Origin of the sequence: Streptosporangium sp. LJ11, from assembly GCF_051918945.1 — a bacterium.
GTDB lineage: Bacteria > Actinomycetota > Actinomycetes > Streptosporangiales > Streptosporangiaceae > Streptosporangium.
In genome coordinates this window covers 1-21,899 of sequence record NZ_JBPXMB010000056.1, presented here as the reverse complement: position 1 = coordinate 21,899, position 21,899 = coordinate 1, and the positions used below count along the sequence as shown (strand labels likewise).

Sequence of the window (21,899 nt, the reverse complement as noted above, 5' to 3'; positions counted from 1 at the left end):
GGTGGACTGGGAGCGGGCCATCGCCCCGGCCGGGCCTCGCCGGGTGGATCTGCCCACCTACGCCTTCCAGCACCAGCACTACTGGCCGGGCAGCGTCCAGACCAGCGGCGACCTCGCGCAGCTCGGCCTCGGTACCACCGGGCACCCGCTGCTCGCCGCGGCCGTGTCGCTGGCCGACGCGGAGGGCGTCCTGCTCACCGGCAGGCTGTCGCTGAAGACACACCCGTGGCTGGCCGACCACGCGGTCAACGGGCAGGTGCTCCTGCCGGGAACCGCCTTCGTGGAGCTGGCCGTACGGGCGGGTGACGAGGTCGGCTGCGACCTGCTGGAGGAGCTGACGCTGCAGGCGCCGCTGGTCCTGCCCGCCACCGGCGGCGTCCACGTGCAGATCGCCGTCGGCGCGCCCGACCAGGACGGCAGGCGCCCGCTGACCGTCCACTCCCGCGCCGACGAGGAACCGTGGGCCAGGCACGCGAGCGGCTTCCTCGCCAAGGACACCGCCGCGGCCACCTTCGCCGAGCCGTCCTGGCCGCCGCCGGGCGCGACGGCCCTGCAGGCGGGCGACGTGTACGAGCTGATGGCCGGGATCGGCGTCGACTACGGCCCGGCCTTCCGCGGGCTGACCGCGGTGTGGCGCAGGGACCGGGAGATCTTCGCCGAGGTCGCGCTGCCGGAGGGCACCGCGGCCGGCGAGTTCTGCCTGCACCCCGCCCTCCTCGACGCGGCGATCCAGCCGCTCGCCGTGGGCGGCTTCTTCGACGCTGATGCCTCCGGGGCCTCCGGCGGCCCGATGCTGCCGTTCGCCTGGACCAACGTGCGGCTGGCGGCCACCGGCGCCGCCGCCCTGCGCGTGCGGCTCTCGCCCGCCGGGACGAACTGCGTCCGCGTCGAGGTCGCCGACACCGCGGGCACGCCCGTCGCCTGCGTGGACTCGCTCGTCGTACGGGCACTGGCCGCCGGGGACCTCAAGGCGGGCACCGACCCGCTGCGCGACGCGCTCTTCGCCCTCGACTGGGTCGCGGCGCAGCCCGTGGCGGCGGTCGAGCACGGTGAACCCGGCGAGGCGCGCTACGTCATCGCCGGCGGCGACGGCTCGCGGCTCGGCACCGTCCTGGAGGCGTCCGGGGCCCAGGTCGACGTGCCGGACCCGGACGGGCCGCTGCCGAGGCTGGCGTTCCTGCCCTGTAGCCCGGTCACCGGCGCCGACCCGGCGGACGGGGCGCGGGCGGCGACCACCGAGGTCCTCGCGGTGGCACAGTCCTGGCTCGACCAGGACAGGTACGCCGACGTCCCCCTGGTCGTCGTCACCGAGGGAGTGGTGGCGGGCGACAACCTGCCCGGCGCCGCCGTGTGGGGGCTGATCCGCTCGGCGCAGTCGGAGAACCCCGGCCGCTTCGTCCTGCTGGACGTCGACGGCACGGACGCGTCGTGGCGGGCCGTCCTGGCCGCCGCGACCTCGGGAGAGCCCCAGGCCGCCCTGGTTGAGGGCGAGATCCTCGTCCCGAGGCTCGCCCGCCACCCGGTCGCCGAACCCGGAGCAGAACCCGGGACCGAGCCCGGGACCGAGCCCGGAGTCGAAACCGGGGCCGAGACCGGCGCCACCGGCTGGGAGGCCGGCGGAACCGTGCTGATCACCGGGGGCACCGGCACCCTGGGCGGCCTCGTCGCCCGCCACCTGGTGACCGGGCACGGCGTGCGGCGGCTGCTGCTGGCCAGTCGCCGCGGCCCCGACGCGGAGGGCGCGGCCCGGCTCGTGGCCGAGCTCGCCGAACTCGGCGCCGACGTGACCGTCGCAGCCTGCGACGCCGCCGACCGCGAGGCCCTCGCCGCCGTCCTGGCCACCGTTCCCGCGGAGCACCCGCTCACCGGGGTGGTCCACACGGCGGGCACGCTCGACGACGGCGTGCTGGCCACCCTGACGCCCGAGCGGATCGACGCCGTGCTGCGCCCCAAGGCCGACGCCGTGCTGAACCTGCACGAGCTCACCAAGGACCTGCCGATCTCGGCGTTCGTGCTGTTCTCCTCGGCCGCGGGCGTCTTCGGCGGCCCCGGCCAGGGCAACTACGCGGCGGCCAACGCGTTCGTCGACGCCCTCGCCGTACGGCGGCGCAGGCTCGGCCTGCCCGCCCTCTCCCTGGCCTGGGGCCTGTGGGAGCAGGACAGCGGGCTGACCGGCACCCTCAGCGACGTCGACCGGGCCAGGCTGGCCCGTACCGGAGTCGTCCCGCTGACCACCGAGGACGGCCTCGCCCTGCTCGACACGGCCTGCGCCGCCGACCGGGCGACGCTGGTCCCCATCCGGCTGGAGCTGCGCAACCTGCGGATGGCGGCGCAGTTCGGCGCGCTGCCCGCGATCCTGCGAGGGCTGGTCCCCGTCTCCAAGCGGAGAGTGGTCGGCTCCGACCCGGCCGCCGCGTCGCAGCTGCGCGAGCGCCTGGCCCGCCTGCCGGAGAGCGAGCACCACAAGATCGTGATGGATCTGGTGCTCGACCAGGTGGCGACCGTGCTCGGCTACCCCGACCCGAGCGCCGTGGAGCAGGACCGGCCCCTCAACGAGGCCGGCTTCGACTCGCTGACGGCGGTGGAGTTCCGTAACCGGATGAACGCGGCCACCGGGCTGCGGCTGCCCGCCACACTGATCTTCGACTATCCGACGCCCGTCGCCCTCGTCCAGTATCTGTGCGGCAGGCTCCTCGACGGCCCCAAGGCGGTCGTGTCCACTCACGGCGCGATCAGCACGGAGGAGCCGATCGCCATCGTCGGCATGAGCTGCCGGCTGCCCGGCGGCGTCACCGGCCCGGACGACCTGTGGAACCTGGTGGCCGGGGAGGGCGACGCGATGTCGATGTTCCCACCGGACCGCAACTGGAACCTGGACGAGCTCTACCACCCCGACCCGGAGCACCCCGGCACCACCTACGCGCGGGAGGCCGGGTTCGTCTACGACGCCACCGCGTTCGACCCGTCGTTCTTCAGCATCTCCCCAAGGGAGGCCGTCGCCATGGATCCCCAGCAGCGTCTGCTGCTGGAGGGCTCGTGGGAGGCGCTGGAGCACGCGGGCATCGACCCGGCCGCCGTGCGCGGCAGCAGCACGGGCGTGTTCGTCGGGCTGATGTACCACGACTACGGGGTGCACCTGCAGAACGTGCCGAGCGACCTGGACGGCTTCGTCGGCACCGGCGTCTCGGCCGGTGTCGCCTCCGGCCGGGTGTCCTACGCCTTCGGCTTCGAGGGCCCGTCGGTCACCCTGGACACGGCGTGCTCCTCCTCGCTGGTCGCGCTGCACATGGCGATGCAGGCGCTGCGCAGGGGCGAGTGCTCGCTCGCGCTCGCCGGCGGCGTCACCGTGCTCTCCACCCCCGCGGTCTTCGTCGACTTCAGCCGCCAGCGCGGCCTCGCCGCCGACGGCCGCTGCAAGTCCTTCGCCGACGCGGCGGACGGCACCGGATGGGGCGAGGGCGTGGGCATGCTCCTGGTGGAGCGGCTCTCCGACGCCCGCCGCAACGGCCACAAGGTCCTCGCGGTGGTGCGCGGCAGCGCGATCAACCAGGACGGCGCCAGCTACGGGCTCACCGCTCCCAACGGCCCCTCCCAGCAGCGCCTGATCGAGCAGGCCCTGGCCGACGCCCGGCTGACCAACGCCGACGTCGACGCCGTCGAGGGACACGGCACCGGCACCACCCTCGGCGACCCGATCGAGGCGCAGGCCATCGTGGCCACCTACGGCCAGGACCGGCCAGAGGACCGGCCCCTCTGGCTCGGCTCGATCAAGTCGAACATCGGCCACACCCAGGCCGCCGCCGGTGTCGCGGGCATCATCAAGATGGTGATGGCGATGCGGCACGGCGTGCTGCCGAGGACCCTGCACGTGGACGAGCCGACCACGCACGTGGACTGGTCGGCGGGCGCGGTGCGCCTGCTCACCGAGGCCACGCCGTGGCCCGAGACCGCGCGGCCGCGCCGCGCGGGCGTCTCGTCGTTCGGGATCAGCGGTACCAACGCCCACGTCATCCTGGAGCAGGCGCCGGAGGAGCCCGCGGAGAAGCGGGACGCGCCCGAGCGCCCGCTGATCCCGTGGGTGCTGTCGGCCAAGACGCAGGACGCGCTCAAGGCCCAGGCGCGCAGGCTGCGCGGACATCTGGAGTCGTGGACGGAGCACTCGGCGGCCGACGTCGCCCGGTCCCTGGCCACGACGCGCTCCTCGTTCAAACGCCGGATGGTCGTGCTCGGCGCCACCCGCGAGGAGCTCACCGCCGGGCTGGACGCCGTGCTGGCGCAGCGGCCGGCGGACAACGTGATCACCGGTTCGGCCGCCCGGGGCAGGATCGCCTACCTGTTCACCGGCCAGGGCAGCCAGCGGCAGGGGATGGGGGAGGAGCTGTACGCGGCCTATCCGGAGTACGCGGCGGCGTTCGACGCGGTGTGCGCCCGGTTCGACCGCCATCTCGACCGGCCGCTGCGCGACGTCATCACCGGTGACCCCGAGCTCCTCCGGCAGACCCGCTACACCCAGGCCGCCCTGTTCGCCGTCGAGGTGGCCCTGTTCCGCTGCCTGGAGGCCTGGGGGGTACGCCCGGACTTCCTCGCCGGCCACTCCATCGGCGAGCTCGCCGCCGCGCACGTCGCGGGCGTGCTGTCACTGGACGACGCGGTCACGCTCGTGGCCGCGCGCGGCGGCCTGATGCAGGCGCTGCCGCCCGGCGGGGCGATGATCTCGGTGCGCGCGGCGGAGGCCGACGTGCTGCCGCTGCTGGCCGGGTACGAGGACAGGGTCGGCATCGCCTCGGTCAACGGACCGGCCTCCGTGGTCCTGTCCGGCACCGAGGAGAGCGTGCTGGAGCTGGCGGAGCTGCTGGCCGGGCGCGGGCACAAGACCAAGCGGCTCGCCGTCAGTCACGCCTTCCACTCACCGCTGATGGAACCGGCGCTGGAGGACTTCCTGAACGTCGCGAGAGAGCTGACCTACCATCCGCCCGCGATCCCCGTCATCTCCAACGTCACCGGCGAGCCCGCCACCACGGAGGAGCTGACCTCGCCGGAGTACTGGGCCAGGCACCTGCGGCAGGCCGTGCGCTTCTGCGACGGGATCAGGACGCTGCAGAGCCGCGGCGTCACCACCTTCCTGGAGCTCGGCCCCGACGCCGTGCTGTCGGCCATGGTCGGCGACTGCGTACAGGGCTGGACCGGGGTGGCCGTCCCGGCGCTGCGCCGCGACCGGCCGGAGGCGGCCGCGCTGCTCGACGCGCTGGCGCGGGTCTCCGCGCACGGGACCGACGTCGACTGGGGCGCGGTCGTCGGCGCGGGCGCGACCGTGCAACTGCCCACCTATCCCTTCCAGCGGCAGCGCTACTGGCCCGACCCGCCCCCGGCGGAGACGGCCGTGGCGGCCGCACCGCCCGACCGTGAGCTGTGGGACGCCGTCGCGCGCCAGGACCTGGACGGGCTGCTCGCCACCCTCGGCCTCGGCGCGGGAGCCACGCTGGACGACCTGCTGCCCGCGCTGGCCAGGCTGCACGGCGCCGGGAGCACCGGAGCCGAGTACGAGCGTCTGCGCTACCAGCTCGGCTGGCAGCCGCTCACCGACCTGCCCGCGCCGGTCCTGTCGGGAACCTGGCCGGTGGTCGCGCCGGACGGCTCCGCCGGAGCGGGCCGGGCGCTGGCGGCCGGGCTGGCCGCGCACGGCGCCGACACCGTCGTGCTGCCGGAGATGCCCGCCTCCGACGCGGGAGTGGCGGGCGTCGTCTACCTGCTGCCGGAGGGCGCGCCCCTCCCCGAGATCGCGCCCGGTTCGGCGCCGGTCTGGGTTCTCACGCGGGGCGCGGTCCGGGTGTCGCCGTCCGACGGGGACGTCGTGCCGGTGACCGTACGGACCTGGGGCGCGCTCAGGACCATGGCCCGCGACGGGCTGCTGCGAAACGGCGGGCTGGTCGACCTCCCGGCCAGGCTGGACGAGCACGTGCTGCGACAGCTGTGCGTGGTGCTCTCCGGCGTGACCGGGGAGGAGGAGCTGGCCGTACGGCTCGGCGGGGTGTTCGCGCGCAGGCTGCGACCGGCACCGTGCCGGGGAGCGGCGCTGGGGGCGGAATGGCTGCCCAGCGGCACGGTCATGCTGGCCGGACCGCTCGACGAGACCACCGCCGAGCTGGGCAGGTGGGCCGCGCGCAACGGCGCGGACCAGGTCGTCCTCACCGAGCCGGACGCCAGGCTCGCGGGCGAGCCCGGCGTGGTCGTGCGGACGATCGGCGACGACCTCTCGTCTCTCCCGGCTCTCTCGGCTCTCCTGGATCTCCCGGTGACCGCCGTCGTCTGCACGACGCCGGAGGCGGCCCGGTTGTTCGACGAGCGGACCCGCTCGGCGGACCTGGCCGCCTTCGTCATGCTGGCGCCTGCGGGGGCGGCCTGGGGCGAGGACGGCGCGTCGGCCCACGAGTACTTCAACGCGCTGGCCGCAGGGCGGCGCGAGGCGGGGCTGCCGGCGCTGTCCGGCGCGGTCGGCCTGAAGGAACCGGCCGACGCGGTCGCGGCCGTCCGCCACGCGCTGCGCCAGGGGGACACGACGCTCGTCGTCGCCGACCCGGACTGGATCGCGCTGGCCGCCGCGACGCGCTCCCGGCTCCTGGACGGCATCCCCGAGGCGGTGCTCGTCCAGGACGAGCCGGAGGACCTGGTCGACGGCGTCGCCGCCTTCCGCCGCCTGCTGGACGACAGTCCGGCGGAGGAGCACCACGGCATCCTGCTCGACGTGGTGCGCCGCCAGGCCGCCGCGATCCTGCAGTTCCCGCTGCATGACGCGGTCGAGCCCGACGCGGAGTTCTTCGAACTCGGGTTCTCCTCGATGGCCGCGGTGGAGCTGCGCAACCGGCTCAGCGAGCTGACCGGCATCGCGCTGGCCGCCGACGCGGTCTACGACTACCCGACCCCGGCAGAGCTGGCGGAACACCTGCTCGCCGAGGCCACGGCCTCGGCCGCGGGCTGAGATGGAAAGGACGCCCCCCGTGCTCGAAGGATTCACCCCCTGGCCCGAGGAGTTCGCGGAACGCTACCGGGCGGCGGGCCACTGGACCGATGAGAACCTCGGCGAGTTCCTGCGCAGGCTGGCCCGCTCCCACCCGGGGAGAACCGCCCTCGTGGCGGGTCCGCACCGGTGGACCTACGCCGAGCTGGACGCGCGCGCCGACCGGACGGCGGCCGGGCTGCACGAGCTCGGCATCGGCGCCGGAGACCGCGTCGTCGTGCAGCTGCCCAACCTGCCGGAGCTGGTGACGCTCTTCTTCGCGCTGTTCAGGATCGGCGCCCAGCCGGTCCTGGCGCTGCCCGCGCACCGCAGCAGCGAGATCACCTACTTCTGCGAGTTCACCGAGGCGGTCGCCTACGTCATCGCGGACACGCATCTCGGGTTCGACTACCGGGAGCTGGCCGCCGAGGTCGTCGCCCGCGTGCCCACCGTCAAGCACGTCCTCGTCGCGGGCGACCCGGGTGACCGGGGTGACTCGACCGGCTTCGTGGCGCTGGGCGACGTACGGGGCGAGCGCCTGCCCGACCTGCCCCGTCCCGACCCGGCGGGGGTGGCGCTCTTCCTGCTGTCCGGCGGCACGACCGGCGTCCCCAAGCTCGTACCGCGCGCCCACCAGGAATGGAGCTACAGCGGGCGCGCGGTCGCCGAGGCCTGCGGCTACGACGAGAACACCGTCCATCTGGTGAACCTGCCGCTGAGCCACAACTGGCCGCTGACCCATGGGCTGCTGGCCACCTTCCACGCGGGCGGGACACTCGTGCTGGCACCGGGCCCCAGCCCGGACGAGGCCTTCCCGATCATCGAGCGCGAGCGGGTGACCGAGACCGGCCTCATCCCCGGCGCGGCCCTGCTCTGGATGGAGGCCGCCGAGTGGGGCGAGCACGACATCTCCAGCCTGCGCCGCGTGACCATCGGCGGCACGAAGCTGCAGCCCGAGCTGGCCCGCCGGGTGGAGCCCGCCCTCGGCTGCCGGCTCCAGCAGGCCTTCGGCATGGCGGAGGGACTGTGCGGCTTCCACCGGCCGGACGATCCGGCGGACGTGGTCCTCGTCAGCCAGGGGTTGCCCGTCTCCCCGGACGACGAGGTGAGGGTGGTGGACGAGGACGACAACGACGTCGCCCCCGGCGAGGTGGGCCAGTTGCTGGCTCGCGGGCCGTACACCACCCGCGGCTACTACCGGGCGCCGGAGCACAACGCCCGGTCGTTCACCGCGGACGGGTTCTACCGGAGCGGCGACCTGGTGCGGCTGCTGCCGACCGGGCACGTGATCTTCGAGGGCAGGGTGAAGGACCAGATCAACCGGGGCGGCGACAAGATCGCGGCGGAGGAGGTGGAGAACCACCTCCTCGCCCACCCGAACGTCCGCGAGGTCGCCTTCGTGGGCCTGCCCGACGAGGTCCTCGGCGAGCGGAGCTGCGCCTGCGTCGTCCCCCGCGGCACGCCTCCGACGCTGGTGGAGCTCACCGCGTTCCTACGCGGGCGCGGCGTCGCGGCCTTCAAGTTCCCCGACCGCCTGGAGATCGTCGAGGCGCTTCCCGTCACGCCGCTCGGCAAGGTCAGCAAGAAGCAGCTCGTGGGCATGTTCGGTTAACAGAGGACGATTCTCCATGCACCAGCCAGACATCGATCCGCACCTGCCTGACATCGACCCGCGCACGCCGAATACCGATCCGTACCCGCCGGGCATCGACCCGCGCCTGCCGGACATCGACCTGGCCGGATTCCTGGAAGTGCACGCGAAGGCGACAGCCGAGGCGCGCAACAACGCGAGCAGGACGCTCGCGACCTGGCGCCAGGAGATCGACCCCGTCGATCCGGCCGGGCTCCTCGTGCCGGTGTTCGCGCGGACGAGGCGGGCGTTCGTCTGGATGTCGCCGGAGTCGAGCGTGATCGCGATGGGCAGCGCGGCCGACTTCGTCGAACGCGGCGCGGGCCGCTTCGCCGGCATCCGGACGAGCTGGGAGAGAACCGTCCAGAACACGGTGACCGGCGGGCCGGGCCCGCGCGCCACACCGTCGCTGGTCGGCGGCTTCGCCTTCGCCCCGCGGCCCGGACCGCTCCCGGAGGCGCTGATGTGGGTGCCCCGGATCCTGGTCGCCCGGGACCGGGACGGGCGGACCACGCTCGCGCTCAGCGTGAGCGTCGATCCCGGCAACCCCGTGCAGGACGACGTGGCGGGGGTGATCGCCCAGGCCTGCGGCCTGCTCTCCGCCGCGGGCGGGCGCCCGTGCCCCAGCCCCCACCTCGCCGGGACGACCGTCACGGAGATCCCGCCCGCCGCCGAGTGGAAGGCGCTGGTCGCGCGGGCGGCGGACCAGATCGGCCGCGGCAGGTTCGACAAGGCGGTCCTCGCCCGCCAGTTGCGCGTGAGCTCGCCCTGTCCCTACGACGTGCCGTCCGTGCTGGGGTCCCTGCTCGGCACGCGGTCCGGGACCACCGTCTTCGCCGTCGCGGCCGACGGGCACGCCTTCGTCGGCGCGACCCCGGAACGGCTGGTCGGCCTGCACGCGGGACGGGCCCGGTCGATGAGCCTGGCCGCGTCCATGCCGCGCGGCGCCACCCCGGCCGAGGACGCGCGGCTGCGCGCCGCCCTGCTGGAGGACGACAAGTGCCGGCGCGAGCAGCAGGTCGTCACCGAGATGCTTCGCCACGCCTTCGAGCAGGTGTGCCGGGAGGTCTCGGTGCCCGCCGAGCCGCACGTGCTCGACCTGCCGAACCTGCGCCACCTGCACAGCCGCATCGAGGGCGAGATCGCCGACCCGGAGAACACCAGCGTGCTCGACCTCGTCGAGCGGCTGCACCCCACCCCGGCCGTCGGCGGCCACCCCCGGAAGGGAACGCTCGACTGGATCGCCGCGACCGAGCCCTTCGACCGCGGCTGGTACGCGGGCCCGGTCGGCTGGATGAACGCCGACCAGGAGGGGGACTTCGCCGTCGCCCTCCGCTCCGCCCACTTGCACGAGGGGACCGCCACGCTCTACGCGGGGTGCGGGATCGTGGCGGGCTCCGACCCGGATGTGGAGCTCCAGGAGACCAGGCTCAAGTTCCGCCCTATGCTCGATGCCCTCGCCGTGCCCGCGTACGGGCCGGATGGGGCGGGAACCTCTTGATCGGGAAACACGCACGAGAGGCACGTGAACGTGATCCAGATAGACGGACTGACGAAGCGCTTCGGCGACAGGACAGCCGTGGACGACCTGACGTTCACCGTCGAGCCCGGCCGGGTCACCGGCTTCCTCGGCCCGAACGGAGCGGGCAAGTCGACGACCATGAGAATGATCCTCGGCCTCGACGCCCCGAACGCCGGGAGCGTGACGGTGAACGGCCACGGCTACGTGGGCGTGGCCAGGCCCATGCGTGAGGTGGGCGCGCTGCTGGACGCCCGCGCGCTGCACAAGGGCCGTACGGCGCGCAACCACCTGCTCTGTCTCGCCCAGACCAACGGCATCCCGGGCAACCGGGTGGACGAGGTGCTGGAGCTGGTCGGGCTGGAATCGGTGGCGCGCAAACGGGCCGGATCCTTCTCGCTGGGCATGGGCCAGCGGCTCGGGATCGCGGTGGCGCTCCTCGGTGACCCGAAGGTGCTGCTGTTCGACGAACCGGTCAACGGCCTGGATCCCGAGGGCATCAAGTGGATCCGCGAGCTGATGCGCGGGCTGGCCGGGGAGGGACGCACCGTCCTGGTCTCCAGCCACCTGATGAGCGAGATGGCGCAGACCGCCGACCACCTCCTCGTCATCGGCAGGGGAAGGTTGATCGCGGACATCGGGATCGGTGAGTTCGTCCGGCAGGGCTCCAACGTGCTGGTGCGGACGGACGACAAGGACCTGCTCGTCCCCCACCTGGTGGAGGCGGGCGGCTCCGTCCAGGAAGGGACCGACGGCTCCTTCATCGTCACCGGGCTGGAGTCGAGGCGCATCGGCGAGGCCGCGCTGGCCGCCGGGGTCGTGCTGACGGAGCTGACACCACAACGCTCATTGGAGCAGGCTTACATGGATCTGACCCGCGACAGCGTCGAGTTCCAGGCGAGTGCGGCATGAGCGCCATCGCGGACACGATGCGGTCGGAATGGACCAAGTTCCGGACGATCCCGTCCAATATTCCCATCCTGCTGGCGACCGTCGCCGTCATGGTGGGCGCGGGCGCGCTCACCGCCAACGGCGCGGCCAAGGGCTACCGGGAGGCGGGAGCGGCGTTCGACCCCACCTACATCAGCATGTACGGCGGGTTCCTGTTCGTCCAGATCGCCGTGGGCGCGCTCGGCGTGCTGGTGGTGTCCTCCGAGTACGCCACCGGGATGATCCGCACGAGCCTGACCGTGGTCCCGCGGCGAGGACGGCTGCTCGCCGCCAAGATCTGGACGTTCGGCCTGATCACCCTGGTGATGGGGGAGATCGCCGCCTTCGGTGCGTTCCTCGTCGGCCAGACCGTGATCGGCGCCGCCGGAGCCCCGGCCGCGGCGCTCGGCCAGCCGGGCGTCCTGCGCGCCGTCGTCGGCATGGGGCTGATCTGGGCCCTGGTGGGGCTCACCGGCGTGGCACTCGGTTGCCTGCTGCGCGACACGATGGCCGCCACGACCGTGGTGGTGGCCGTCAACTTCATCATCCCCATCATCGGGCCCAGGCTCATGCCCGACGCCGTCGGAAACTGGGTGAGCACGTACTGGCCGATCGCGGCCGGCCTCCGGGTCACCACCACCGTCCACCACGCGGAACGGCTGGCACCCTGGACGGGGCTCGGCCTGATGGCCGCCTTCACCGCCGTCCTGCTGATCGTGGCCTTCGCGGTGTTCCGCTCGCGGGACGCCTGACGGCAGCGGTACCGACACCCGACGCTCGACACCTGACGCCCGGCGGTCGCCCAGGCCCGCCGGGCGTCGCCGTGTTCCCGCCCCCTAATGATGGTTCTACCAGCGCTTTTAGTGGCCCTTAGGGGTTACCCGCTTTATCCCGCCTCGCGAATACTGAAGTTCGGTAAACCCGGCGGGAGGAGCTACAAGAATGGCACCGAATTTCGCGAACGGTCAGTGCCGGTCCTTCCGCGGCGACGGGCGACCGGATCTGCTCGTACGGAACACGGAAACGGGCGAGCTGTTCGTCTATCCACACAGCGGCGAATTCAACGGCACCGCCACATTCGATGAGCCGGTCAGTATCGGCGAGGGTTTCGGGTGGTGGCGTTTCTTCTTCGTCCGCGCGATCGACGCCACGGGGAACGGGCAGGCGGACATCTGCGCGTTCAGCGCCCACGAGTTCGACATCAACCCGGGCGAGAACGGCGAGCACGGCTTCTTCCTGCTGCGGAACCTCGGCGCCCCGGGTGAGATCGGCCCGTTCGACGAGCCGATCCGGGTGTCCGGCAGGCGCGACGACGGCCGGCAGTGGGAGACGATCGGGTTCGCCGACGTGACGGGCACCGGCACGGACGACACGTTCGGCCGGGGCAAGGACGCCGGCAACGTGGACGTGTTCCCCCACCGTGACCTGGGTGTTCTCCGCAACGAGACCTACGACAAGGATCCGGTGCGGCTCACCGAGATCGACGTCGACGACCTCCCCGTCGCGATGGCCGACTTCACCGGCAACGGCAACCTCGACCTGCTGGTCCGCCGGGCCAACGGAGACCTCGCCCTCTACGAGTTCGACGGCAGGCCGGGCACGGCGACCGGGGGCACCTGGCACGTCGTCGCCTGCGGCTGGCAGGACATGCGCCTGATAGCGCTCACCGACATCGACATGGACGGGCACCCCGACCTGCTCGGGCTGCACCAGGACGGCACTCTCGCCGCCTATCGGCACTGCGGGAAGTTCAATCCCGACTCTCCGCTCGAGCTTTTCCAGGAGCCGGTAACAGTCGCCACCGGATTCGGGATGTACGACGTCATCAGCTGATCACTCCGTCGGAATCTGGATAGGTTCAATGCAATTCGAACTCTCCTCCCGTATTTTCTCCGACGACGCGGTGGCGATCGTCGGCATATCCTGTCGCCTTCCCCACGCACCCGATCCCGAATCATTCTGGCGGTTGCTTCGCGATGGCCGTGACGCCATCACCGAGGTGCCGAGCGGCCGGTGGAACTCACCGGAGACCAGTTCGATGCGCGGCGGTTTCATCGACGGAATCGCCGAGTTCGACGCCGAGTTCTTCGGCATCGCGCCGAACGAGGCCGCGATGATGGATCCCCAGCAGCGGCTGGTCCTGGAGCTGAGCTGGGAGGCGCTCGAGGACGCGGGCATCGTCCCGGAGAGCCTGCGCGACACCGGCACGAGCGTCTACATCGGCGCCATGGCCGGCGACTACGCCCAGCTGCTCCAGGGCAACGTGTCCCGCCACAGCCTGACCGGCCTCAGCCGCGCCCTGCTCGCCAACCGGATCTCCTACACCCTCGGGTTGCAGGGCCCCAGCCTGACCGTCGACTCGGCGCAGTCGGCCTCGCTGACCGCCGTGCACCTGGCGTGCGAGAGCCTGCGGAACGGCGAGTCCGGACTCGCCATCGTCGGCGGCGTCAACCTCAACATCACACCCGACAGCACGCTGGCCGCCGCCAGGTTCGGCGCCCTGTCCCCCGACGGCAGGTGCTTCACCTTCGACGCGCGCGCCAACGGCTACGTGCGCGGCGAGGGCGGCGGGATCGTCGTGCTCAAGCCGCTGGCCCGCGCGCTCGCCGACGGTGACCGGGTGTACTGCGTGATCGCGGGCAGCGCGGTGAACAACGACGGTGGCGGCGAGGGCCTCACCGTTCCCGACCAGCACGCCCAGGAGGAGGTCATCCGCCTGGCCTGCGAGCGTGCCGGGGTGAGTGCCGCCGACGTCCAGTTCGTCGAGCTGCACGGCACGGGCACCCGGGTCGGCGACCCCGTCGAGGCACGCGCGCTCGGCACCGCCATCGGCGCCGCGAGGGAGCCGGGCGCGCCGCTGCTCGTCGGCTCGGCCAAGACCAACGTCGGCCACCTCGAAGGGGCCGCGGGGATCGTCGGCCTCCTGAAGACCGCGCTGGCCATCAGCCACCGCGAGCTGCCCGCGTCGCTGAACTTCGAGACGCCCAACCCGCGGATCCCCCTCGACGAGCTCAACCTCCGGGTCAACACGGCGCTGAGCCCCTGGCCGCGCGCCGACGTACCGCTGGTGGCCGGGGTCAGCTCGTTCGGCATGGGCGGTGCCAACTGCCACATGGTCCTCGCGGAGTATCCGCAGGAGGAACCCGCGCCGTCCGTGCCGCCTGTGCCGTCAGCGCAGCCCGCCGGGCCGCTGATCGTGCCGCTGTCCGGGCAGAGCGAGGCCGCGCTGCGCGGCCAGGCCGCACGGCTGCGCGAGCACCTGCTCGCCACCCCCGGCGCCGATCCCGTGGACGTCGCCTACTCACTGGCCACGACGCGCACGACGTTCCCCTTCCGGGCGAGCGTCGTCCTGGACGAGCCGGAGCGCCTGGCCGACGTACTCGGGCAGCTGTCCCGCGGCGAGCTCGCCGCCGAGATCGTGACGGGCCGGCCGCGCACCGGCGAGATCGCCTTCCTCTACGCGGGGCAGGGCAGTCAGCGTCGCGGCATGGGACGCGAGCTGTACGGCACGTACCCCGTCTTCGCGCGGGCCCTCGACGAGATCGCCGCCTGTTTCGAGGGCGACCTGCTCGAAGCGATGTTCACCGACCCCGGCGAGCGGCTTCACGAGACGGGGACGACCCAGCCCGCCCTCTTCGCCTTCGAGGTCGCCCTCACCCGGCTGTACGAGCACTGGGGCATCCGCCCCGACCGGCTCATCGGCCACTCCATCGGCGAGATCGCCGCCGCGCACATCGCCGGCGTGCTGTCGCTGGAGGACGCCTGCGCCCTGGTCTCGGCGCGCGGCAAGCTGATGCAGGACCTGCCGTCCGGCGGCATGATGGTCGCCGTCCAGGCCACGGAGGAGGAGATCCTCCCCCTGCTCGACGCCTCGGCGAGCATCGCCGCGATCAACGGGCCGGAGTCCGTGGTCGTCTCCGGCGCGGAGAGCCGCGTCGCCGAGATCGCCGAGGAGATGCGCGAGCGCGGTCGCAAGGTCCGTCGCCTGCGCGTCAGCCACGCCTTCCACTCGCCACTGATGGATCCGATGCTGGCCCAGTTCCGGCGGGTGGCCGAGTCGCTCACCTACCACGAACCGGTCATCCCGATCGTGTCCAACCTCACCGGCGCCACCGCGTCCGCCCGGGAACTGTGCTCGCCCGACCACTGGGTCAGGCACGTGCGCGAGGCCGTGCGGTTCGGCGACGGCATCCGTGCCCTGGCGGCCGCGGGCGTGAGCACGTTCGTGGAGATCGGTCCGGGCGCCGTCCTGTCCGCGATGGGACAGCAGTGCCTGCCGCCGGACGCCGGCGCGCTGTTCGTCACCACGCTGCGGGACGGCCGGCCGGAGCCTCTCACCGCGGGCCTCGCGCTCGCCGCGCTGCAGGCCGGTGGCGCCGAGGTGAACGCGGAGGCGCTGTTCTCCGGCGCCCGGCGCGTCCCGCTGCCCACCTACGCCTTCCAGCGCACGCGCCACTGGCTCACCGACACCGCCCCGCAGTCGCCCGCCGCCGGATCCGACGACACCCGGCCGCTCACCGGCCGCCTGGCCGGGCTGGCCGGACCGGAGCGGGAGCAGGTGCTCCTCGACCTCGTACGGACCTGCGTCGCGCTCGTGCTCGGCCACGCCACCACCGCGACCGTGGACGCCGGCACCGCCTTCAAGGCGCTCGGATTCGACTCCTACAGCGCGGTCGAGCTCAGGAACAGGCTCAACACCGCCACCGGCCTGACGCTGCCGACCTCGCTGCTGTTCGACTACCCCACGCCGGCCGCGCTCGCCGCGTTCCTGCGCGCGGAGCTGACGGGTGACTCCGCAGACTCCGCGCCGGTGCCGGCCGTGGAACGGGCCGTCGGCCACGACGAGCCGATCGCGATCGTCGGCATGGCCTGCCGGTTCCCCGGCGGCGTGGTCTCCCCCGACGACCTGTGGAAGCTGGTGATCTCGGAGGGGGACGCGATCGGGGAGTTCCCCGTCGATCGCGGCTGGGATCTGGGCGGGCTGTACGACCCGGACCCCGACAACAGCGGCACGTCCTACGCCCGGCACGGCGGATTCCTGTACGAGGCGACGGAGTTCGACCCCGGCTTCTTCGGCATCTCGCCGCGCGAGGCGCTGGCCATGGACCCGCAGCAGCGGCTGCTGCTGGAGACCTCGTGGGAGGCGATCGAGCGGGCCGGGATCGACCCCGGCCGGTTGCGCGGGAGCCGTACCGGGGTGTTCGCCGGTGCGACGGCCCAGGACTACGGTCCCAGGTTGCACGAGGCCACCGGGAACGCCGAGGGCTATGTCCTGACCGGGACCACCAGCAGCGTGATCTCCGGGCGCGTGGCGTTCTCGTTCGGGTTCGAGGGCCCGGCCGTCACGGTGGACACGGCGTGCTCGTCGTCGCTGGTGGCGCTGCACCTGGCCGCGCAGTCGCTGCGGTCGGGCGACTGCGACCTCGCTCTCGCGGGCGGCGCGACCGTGATGGCCTCGCCCGGCATGTTCGTGGAGTTCTCCCGCCAGCGTGGCCTGTCGGCGGACGGGCGCTGCAAGGCGTTCTCCGCGGAGGCCGACGGCACCGGCTGGGCCGAGGGTCTCGGCATGCTGCTGGTCGAGCGGCTCTCGGACGCCCAGCGCAACGGCCACCGGGTCCTCGCCGTCATGCGCGGCAGCGCGATCAACCAGGACGGCGCGAGCAACGGCCTCACCGCCCCCAACGGCCCCTCCCAGCAGCGCCTGATCCGCCAGGCCCTGGCCAACGCGAACCTGTCGGCGGCCGACGTCGACGCGGTCGAGGCCCACGGCACCGGGACCATGCTCGGCGACCCGATCGAGGCCCAGGCCATCCTGGCCACGTACGGCCAGGACCGGCCCGAGGACCGGCCGCTGTGGCTGGGGTCGCTGAAGTCGAACATCGGTCACGCGCAGGCGGCCGCCGGTGTCGGCGGTGTGATCAAGATGGTGATGGCGATGCGGCACGGGACGCTGCCGCGCACGCTGCACGTCGAGGAGCCGTCGCCGCACGTGGACTGGTCGACGGGCGCCGTCGAGCTGCTGACCGAGGCCCGCTCGTGGGACGTCGAGGACCGTCCGCGCCGCGCGGCGATCTCCTCCTTCGGCATCAGCGGCACCAACGCGCACGTGATCATCGAGCAGGGTCCGGCGAAGCCCGAGGCCGAGGCCGTCGAGCTGCCGGTGACGCCGTGGCTGATCTCGGCCAGAACCCCCGAAGCGCTGCGGGCGCAGGCCGGGCGGCTCGCGTCCTGGACGACACAGGACACGCCGATCGCCGCGACCGGCGCCGCCCTGGCCGGTGACCGCGCGCTGTTGGAACAGCGCGCGGTGGTCGTCGGCGCCGACCGCGAGGAACTGCTGGCGGGCCTTCGGGCACTGGCCGGGCGTACGGCGGCACCCGACGTGGTGACCGGCAGCGGCCACGGCGGCAGGCTGGCCCTGCTGTTCACCGGGCAGGGCAGCCAGCGGCTGGGCATGGGCCGCGACCTGGCCGCCGCCTTCCCGGTGTTCGCCGAGGCGCTGGAGGAGATCTGCGCCCTGCTGGACGGGCAGTTGCCGTATCCGCTCCGCGAGACGATGTTCGCCGACCCCGGCGGCGTGCTCGACGAGACGCTGATGACCCAGCCCGCCCTCTTCGCCTTCGAGGTCGCGCTCTCCCGCCTGCTGGGCTCCCTGGGTGTCACACCGGACGTCGTGACCGGCCACTCCGTCGGAGAGATCGCCGCCGCCCACGTCGCGGGAGTCTTCTCCCTGGCCGACGCCTGCACGCTGGTCGCGGCACGGGCCAGGCTGATGCAGGCGCTTCCCCCGGGCGGGGCGATGCTCGCGATCGCCGCGTCGGAGGCCGACGTGCTGCCGTTCATCGAGGGACGGGAGGACCAGGTCGCCATCGCGGCCGTCAACGCGCCCACCTCGGTGGTGATCTCCGGTGTCGCGGCCGTGGTCGAGGAGATCGCCCAGCGGGTCACCGTGCGCACGCGCCGGCTGCGGGTCTCGCACGCCTCCCACTCGCCGCTGATGGAGCCGATGCTGGCCGAGTTCGGGCGGATCGCGGCCACCGTCACCTACTACGAGCCCCGCCTCCCGGTCGTCTCCGCCGTAACCGGCGACCTCGCGGCCCCCGGGCAGCTCACCGACGCCCGGTACTGGGTCGAGCACGTGCGGCGGCCGGTTCGCTTCGCCGACGCGATCAGCGCCACCGAGGCGAGCGTCTTCCTGGAGGTCGGCCCCGAGGGCATCCTGACCGGCCTGGCCCAGCAGACGCTCGCCGACGGCGTGTTCGTCGCGGCCGCGCGCAAGGAACGTGAGGAGATCCGCACCTTCGTGCAGGCCCTCGGCCGGCTCCACGCCTGCGGCACCACCGTCGACTGGGACACCTACTTCGCCGCGGTCCCGGCCGCGGCCCGTGGCGTCGAGCTGCCCACCTACGCCTTCCAGCGCGAGCGGTACTGGCTGGAGGCCGGCGGTCCCGGCGGCGTACCCACGGAACACGTCGGGCTGTTCGCGGTCGACTGGGTCCCGGTTCCGGCCACCGGTGGCGCCCCCGCCTCCGATGACGTGTTCCTGGACTGGGTGGACGAGGACGAGCGGGACGAGACGGGTGAACGGGACGAGACCGCGCGGGCACGCGCGGCCGTGCTGCGTGTGCTCTCCGCCGTCCAGGACCGGCTCGCCGGTGACCACCCCTCGTCCTCGCGACTGGTGATCCTCACCAGGGGCGCCACCGGCGAGGAGACCGACCTGGCCGCGACGGCCGTCTGGGGTCTGGTGCGGTCCGCGCAGACCGAGTACCCCGGCCGGTTCGTGCTGCTCGACCACGACGGCACCGCGCAGGACCTCATCGCCGCCGCCCTCGCCTACGACGAGCCGCAGCTGGCGGTACGAGAAGGAAGGATCTTCGTCCCCCGGCTGGTCAAGCGCGACCTGCCGCCGGGGGAGGCGCCGTGGACACCCGGCGGCACCGTCCTGGTCACCGGCGGCACGGGCGGGCTGGGGCGAGTGGTCACCCGGCACCTCGTCACCGCGCACGGCGTACGCGACCTCGTGCTGCCCACCCGCGACCCGCGGGCGGCCGGAGCCGTCGAGCTGGCGGCCGAGCTGGCCGCGCTCGGCGCGCGGGTCGAGCTGACCGCGTGCGACCTGTCCGACCGCGACGCGCTGGCCGCGCTCGTCGACTCCTGCCGGGAGCTGACCGGGGTCGTGCACATCGCCGGCGTCCTGGACGACGGCGTCGTCTCGGCCCTGAGCCCGGAACGGCTCGACGCCGTGTGGCGGACCAAGGCCGAGGCCGCCTGGCTCCTGCACGAGCTGACCCGCGACCGCGACCTGTCGGCGTTCGTGCTGTTCTCGTCGTGCGCGGGCACGCTGGGCAGCGCGGGCCAGGCCAACTACGCCGCGGCCAACGCGTTCCTGGACGGTCTGGCCCGGCACCGCCGTACGCTCGGCCTGCCCGCGACGGCGCTCGGGTGGGGCCTGTGGGACAACTCCTCGGAGTTCGGCGGCATGGGGGCGACACTCGCCACGGCCGACCTGGCGCGGTGGGCACGGCTGGGCGTCGCCCCGCTGCCGCCGGACCAGGCGCTCGCGCTCTTCGACGCGGCGCTCGCCGCGTCGGCGGAGACGGCGCTTCCCGCGCGGCTGAGCCTCGCGAAGGTCGCCGACCCGGCGCCCGCGATGCTGCGCGCCCTGCTGCGCAAGCCGATCGAGCGCCGCGCGGCCGGTGCGTCCGGCGACGTGGCACTCGGGCAACTCCTGCGCGAGATGAGCCCGGAGGAGCAGGAACGCACGCTCCTCGACCTGGTCCGCGGCCAGGCGGCCCTGGTGCTCGGACACGTGACACCGCACGTGATCAGCGCGACGGGCGCGTTCAAGGACGCGGGCTTCGACTCGCTGACCGCGGTCGAGCTCAGGAACAGGCTCAACGCGGCCACCGGCCTGCGGCTGCCGAGCTCGCTGCTGTTCGACTACCCGTCACCGACGGTGCTGACGGAGTACCTGCGGACGGCACTGCTCGGCGACACCACCGCGGCGTCCTCGGCGTCCTCGGCGGTCCGGACGGCCGGATACGACGAGCCGATCGCGATCGTGGGGATGGCCTGCCGGTTCCCCGGCGGCGTCTCCTCGCCCGAGGACCTGTGGAACCTGGTGGCCGCCGGTTCCGACGTGGTCGGCGAGTTCCCCACCGACCGCGGCTGGGACCTGGACCGGCTGTTCTCCGGCGACCCGGACGACCGGGGCACCTCCTCCACCCGATACGGCGGGTTCCTCTACGACGCGGCCGAGTTCGACGCGGGCTTCTTCGGCATCTCGCCGCGCGAGGCGCTCGCGATGGATCCGCAGCAGCGCCTGCTGCTGGAGGCGTCGTGGGAGGCGATCGAGCACGCCGACATCGACGCGGCGGAGCTGCGGGGAAGCCAGACCGGAGTGTTCACCGGCATAGCCCCCATGGAGTACGGGCCGCGGCGCTTCGAAGGCGCGGAGTCCGTGGAGGGATACCTTCTCACCGGCGGCCTGGCCAGCGTCGCCTCCGGCCGGGTCTCCTACACCCTGGGCCTGGAGGGTCCCGCGGTCACGGTCGACACGGCGTGCTCGTCGTCGCTGGTCGCGCTGCATCTGGCCACGCAAGCGCTGCGCACGGGTGAATGCGATCTTGCGCTCGCGGGCGGCGTGATGGTGATGGCCTCACCCGGCACGTTCGTGGAGTTCTCCCGCCAGCGTGGCCTGTCGGCGGACGGGCGCTGCAAGGCGTTCTCCGCGGAGGCCGACGGCACCGGCTGGGCCGAGGGCGTCGGCGTTCTGCTCGTCGAGCGGCTCTCGGACGCCCAGCGCAACGGCCACCGGGTGCTCGCCGTGGTCCGCGGCAGCGCGATCAACCAGGACGGTGCGAGCAACGGGCTGACCGCCCCGAACGGCCCGGCGCAGCAGCGGGTGATCCGTCAGGCGCTGGCCAACGCGGGCCTGTCGAGCGCGGATGTCGATGTGGTCGAGGCGCACGGCACGGGAACGGTGCTGGGTGACCCGATCGAGGCCCAGGCGCTGATCGCCACGTACGGCCAGGACAGGCCGGAGGGCCGGCCGCTGTGGCTGGGTTCGTTGAAGTCGAACATCGGTCACGCGCAGGCCGCCGCGGGTGTCGGTGGCGTGATCAAGATGGTGATGGCCCTGCGCAACGGCGTCATGCCGCAGACCCTGCACGCCGAGGAGCCCTCGCCGCACGTGGACTGGACGGCCGGTGCCGTCGAGCTGCTGACCGAGGCGCGTGCGTGGGACACCGGCGATCGTCCGCGCCGGGCGGCGGTGTCGTCCTTCGGCGTCAGCGGCACGAACGCGCACGTGATCATCGAGCAGGGTCCGGTGGAGGCCGAGGTCGAGGCCGGTGCTGTCGAGCTGCCGGTGACGCCGTGGCTGATCTCGGCCAAGACTCCGGAGGCGCTGCGGGGGCAGGCTTCCCGGCTCGCCTCCTGGGTGGAGGAGCGGCCGGAGCTGGACGTGGCCGATGCCGCTTGGACGTTGGCGAGCGGTCGTTCGGTGCTGGAGCAGCGTGCGGTGGTGGTGGGCGCCGACCGGGTCGAGCTACTGACCGGGCTGCGTGCCCTGGCCGACGGGACGGCGACGCCGGAGGTGGCCGGTGGTGGTGGGTTGGCGATGTTGTTCGCCGGTCAGGGCAGCCAGCGGGTGGGCATGGGCCGTGAGCTCGCGGCGGCGTTCCCGGTGTTCGCCGACGCCTTGGACGAGGTTTGTGCGTTGTTGCCGGGGTCGGTGCGTGAGGTGATGTTCTCCGACTCCGACGGCGTGTTGAACGAGACCGGGATGACCCAGCCGGCGCTGTTCGCCTTCGAGGTCGCCC

Annotated in this window: 7 protein-coding genes; all 7 read left to right on the top strand. The window is 73.2% G+C overall.

Annotated features, from left to right (window positions below; all coding sequences use genetic code 11):
* Nucleotides 1-43: 43 nt before the first annotated feature.
* Nucleotides 44-6,976: a type I polyketide synthase gene (locus ACTOQ3_RS42700; protein WP_440089740.1), complete on the top strand. Its 6,933-nt coding sequence runs from the start codon at nucleotides 44-46 to the stop codon at nucleotides 6,974-6,976.
* 19 nt (nucleotides 6,977-6,995) lie between these two features.
* Nucleotides 6,996-8,606, top strand: a complete 1,611-nt coding sequence (locus ACTOQ3_RS42695) for a (2,3-dihydroxybenzoyl)adenylate synthase (protein ID WP_440089739.1) — start codon at nucleotides 6,996-6,998, stop codon at nucleotides 8,604-8,606.
* Nucleotides 8,607-8,622: 16 nt separating this feature from the next.
* Complete coding sequence (locus ACTOQ3_RS42690; protein WP_440089738.1) at nucleotides 8,623-10,125, top strand: isochorismate synthase; 1,503 nt, start codon at nucleotides 8,623-8,625, stop codon at nucleotides 10,123-10,125.
* A gap of 30 nt (nucleotides 10,126-10,155) precedes the next feature.
* A complete protein-coding gene (locus ACTOQ3_RS42685; protein ID WP_440089736.1) occupies nucleotides 10,156-11,055 on the top strand; it encodes an ABC transporter ATP-binding protein in 900 nt (299 codons plus the stop codon).
* Nucleotides 11,052-11,825 (top strand): ABC transporter permease subunit, encoded by a 774-nt coding sequence (locus tag ACTOQ3_RS42680; protein ID WP_440089735.1) that lies wholly within the window; start codon nucleotides 11,052-11,054, stop codon nucleotides 11,823-11,825. The genes ACTOQ3_RS42685 and ACTOQ3_RS42680 overlap by 4 nt, the downstream gene beginning before the upstream one ends.
* 190 nt (nucleotides 11,826-12,015) lie before the next feature.
* Nucleotides 12,016-12,906 (top strand): FG-GAP repeat domain-containing protein, encoded by an 891-nt coding sequence (locus ACTOQ3_RS42675; RefSeq protein WP_440089734.1) that lies wholly within the window; start codon nucleotides 12,016-12,018, stop codon nucleotides 12,904-12,906.
* 28 nt (nucleotides 12,907-12,934) lie between these two features.
* Nucleotides 12,935-21,899, top strand: an 8,965-nt coding sequence (locus ACTOQ3_RS42670; protein ID WP_440089733.1) for a type I polyketide synthase, incomplete at its 3' end; no start/stop codon positions are given.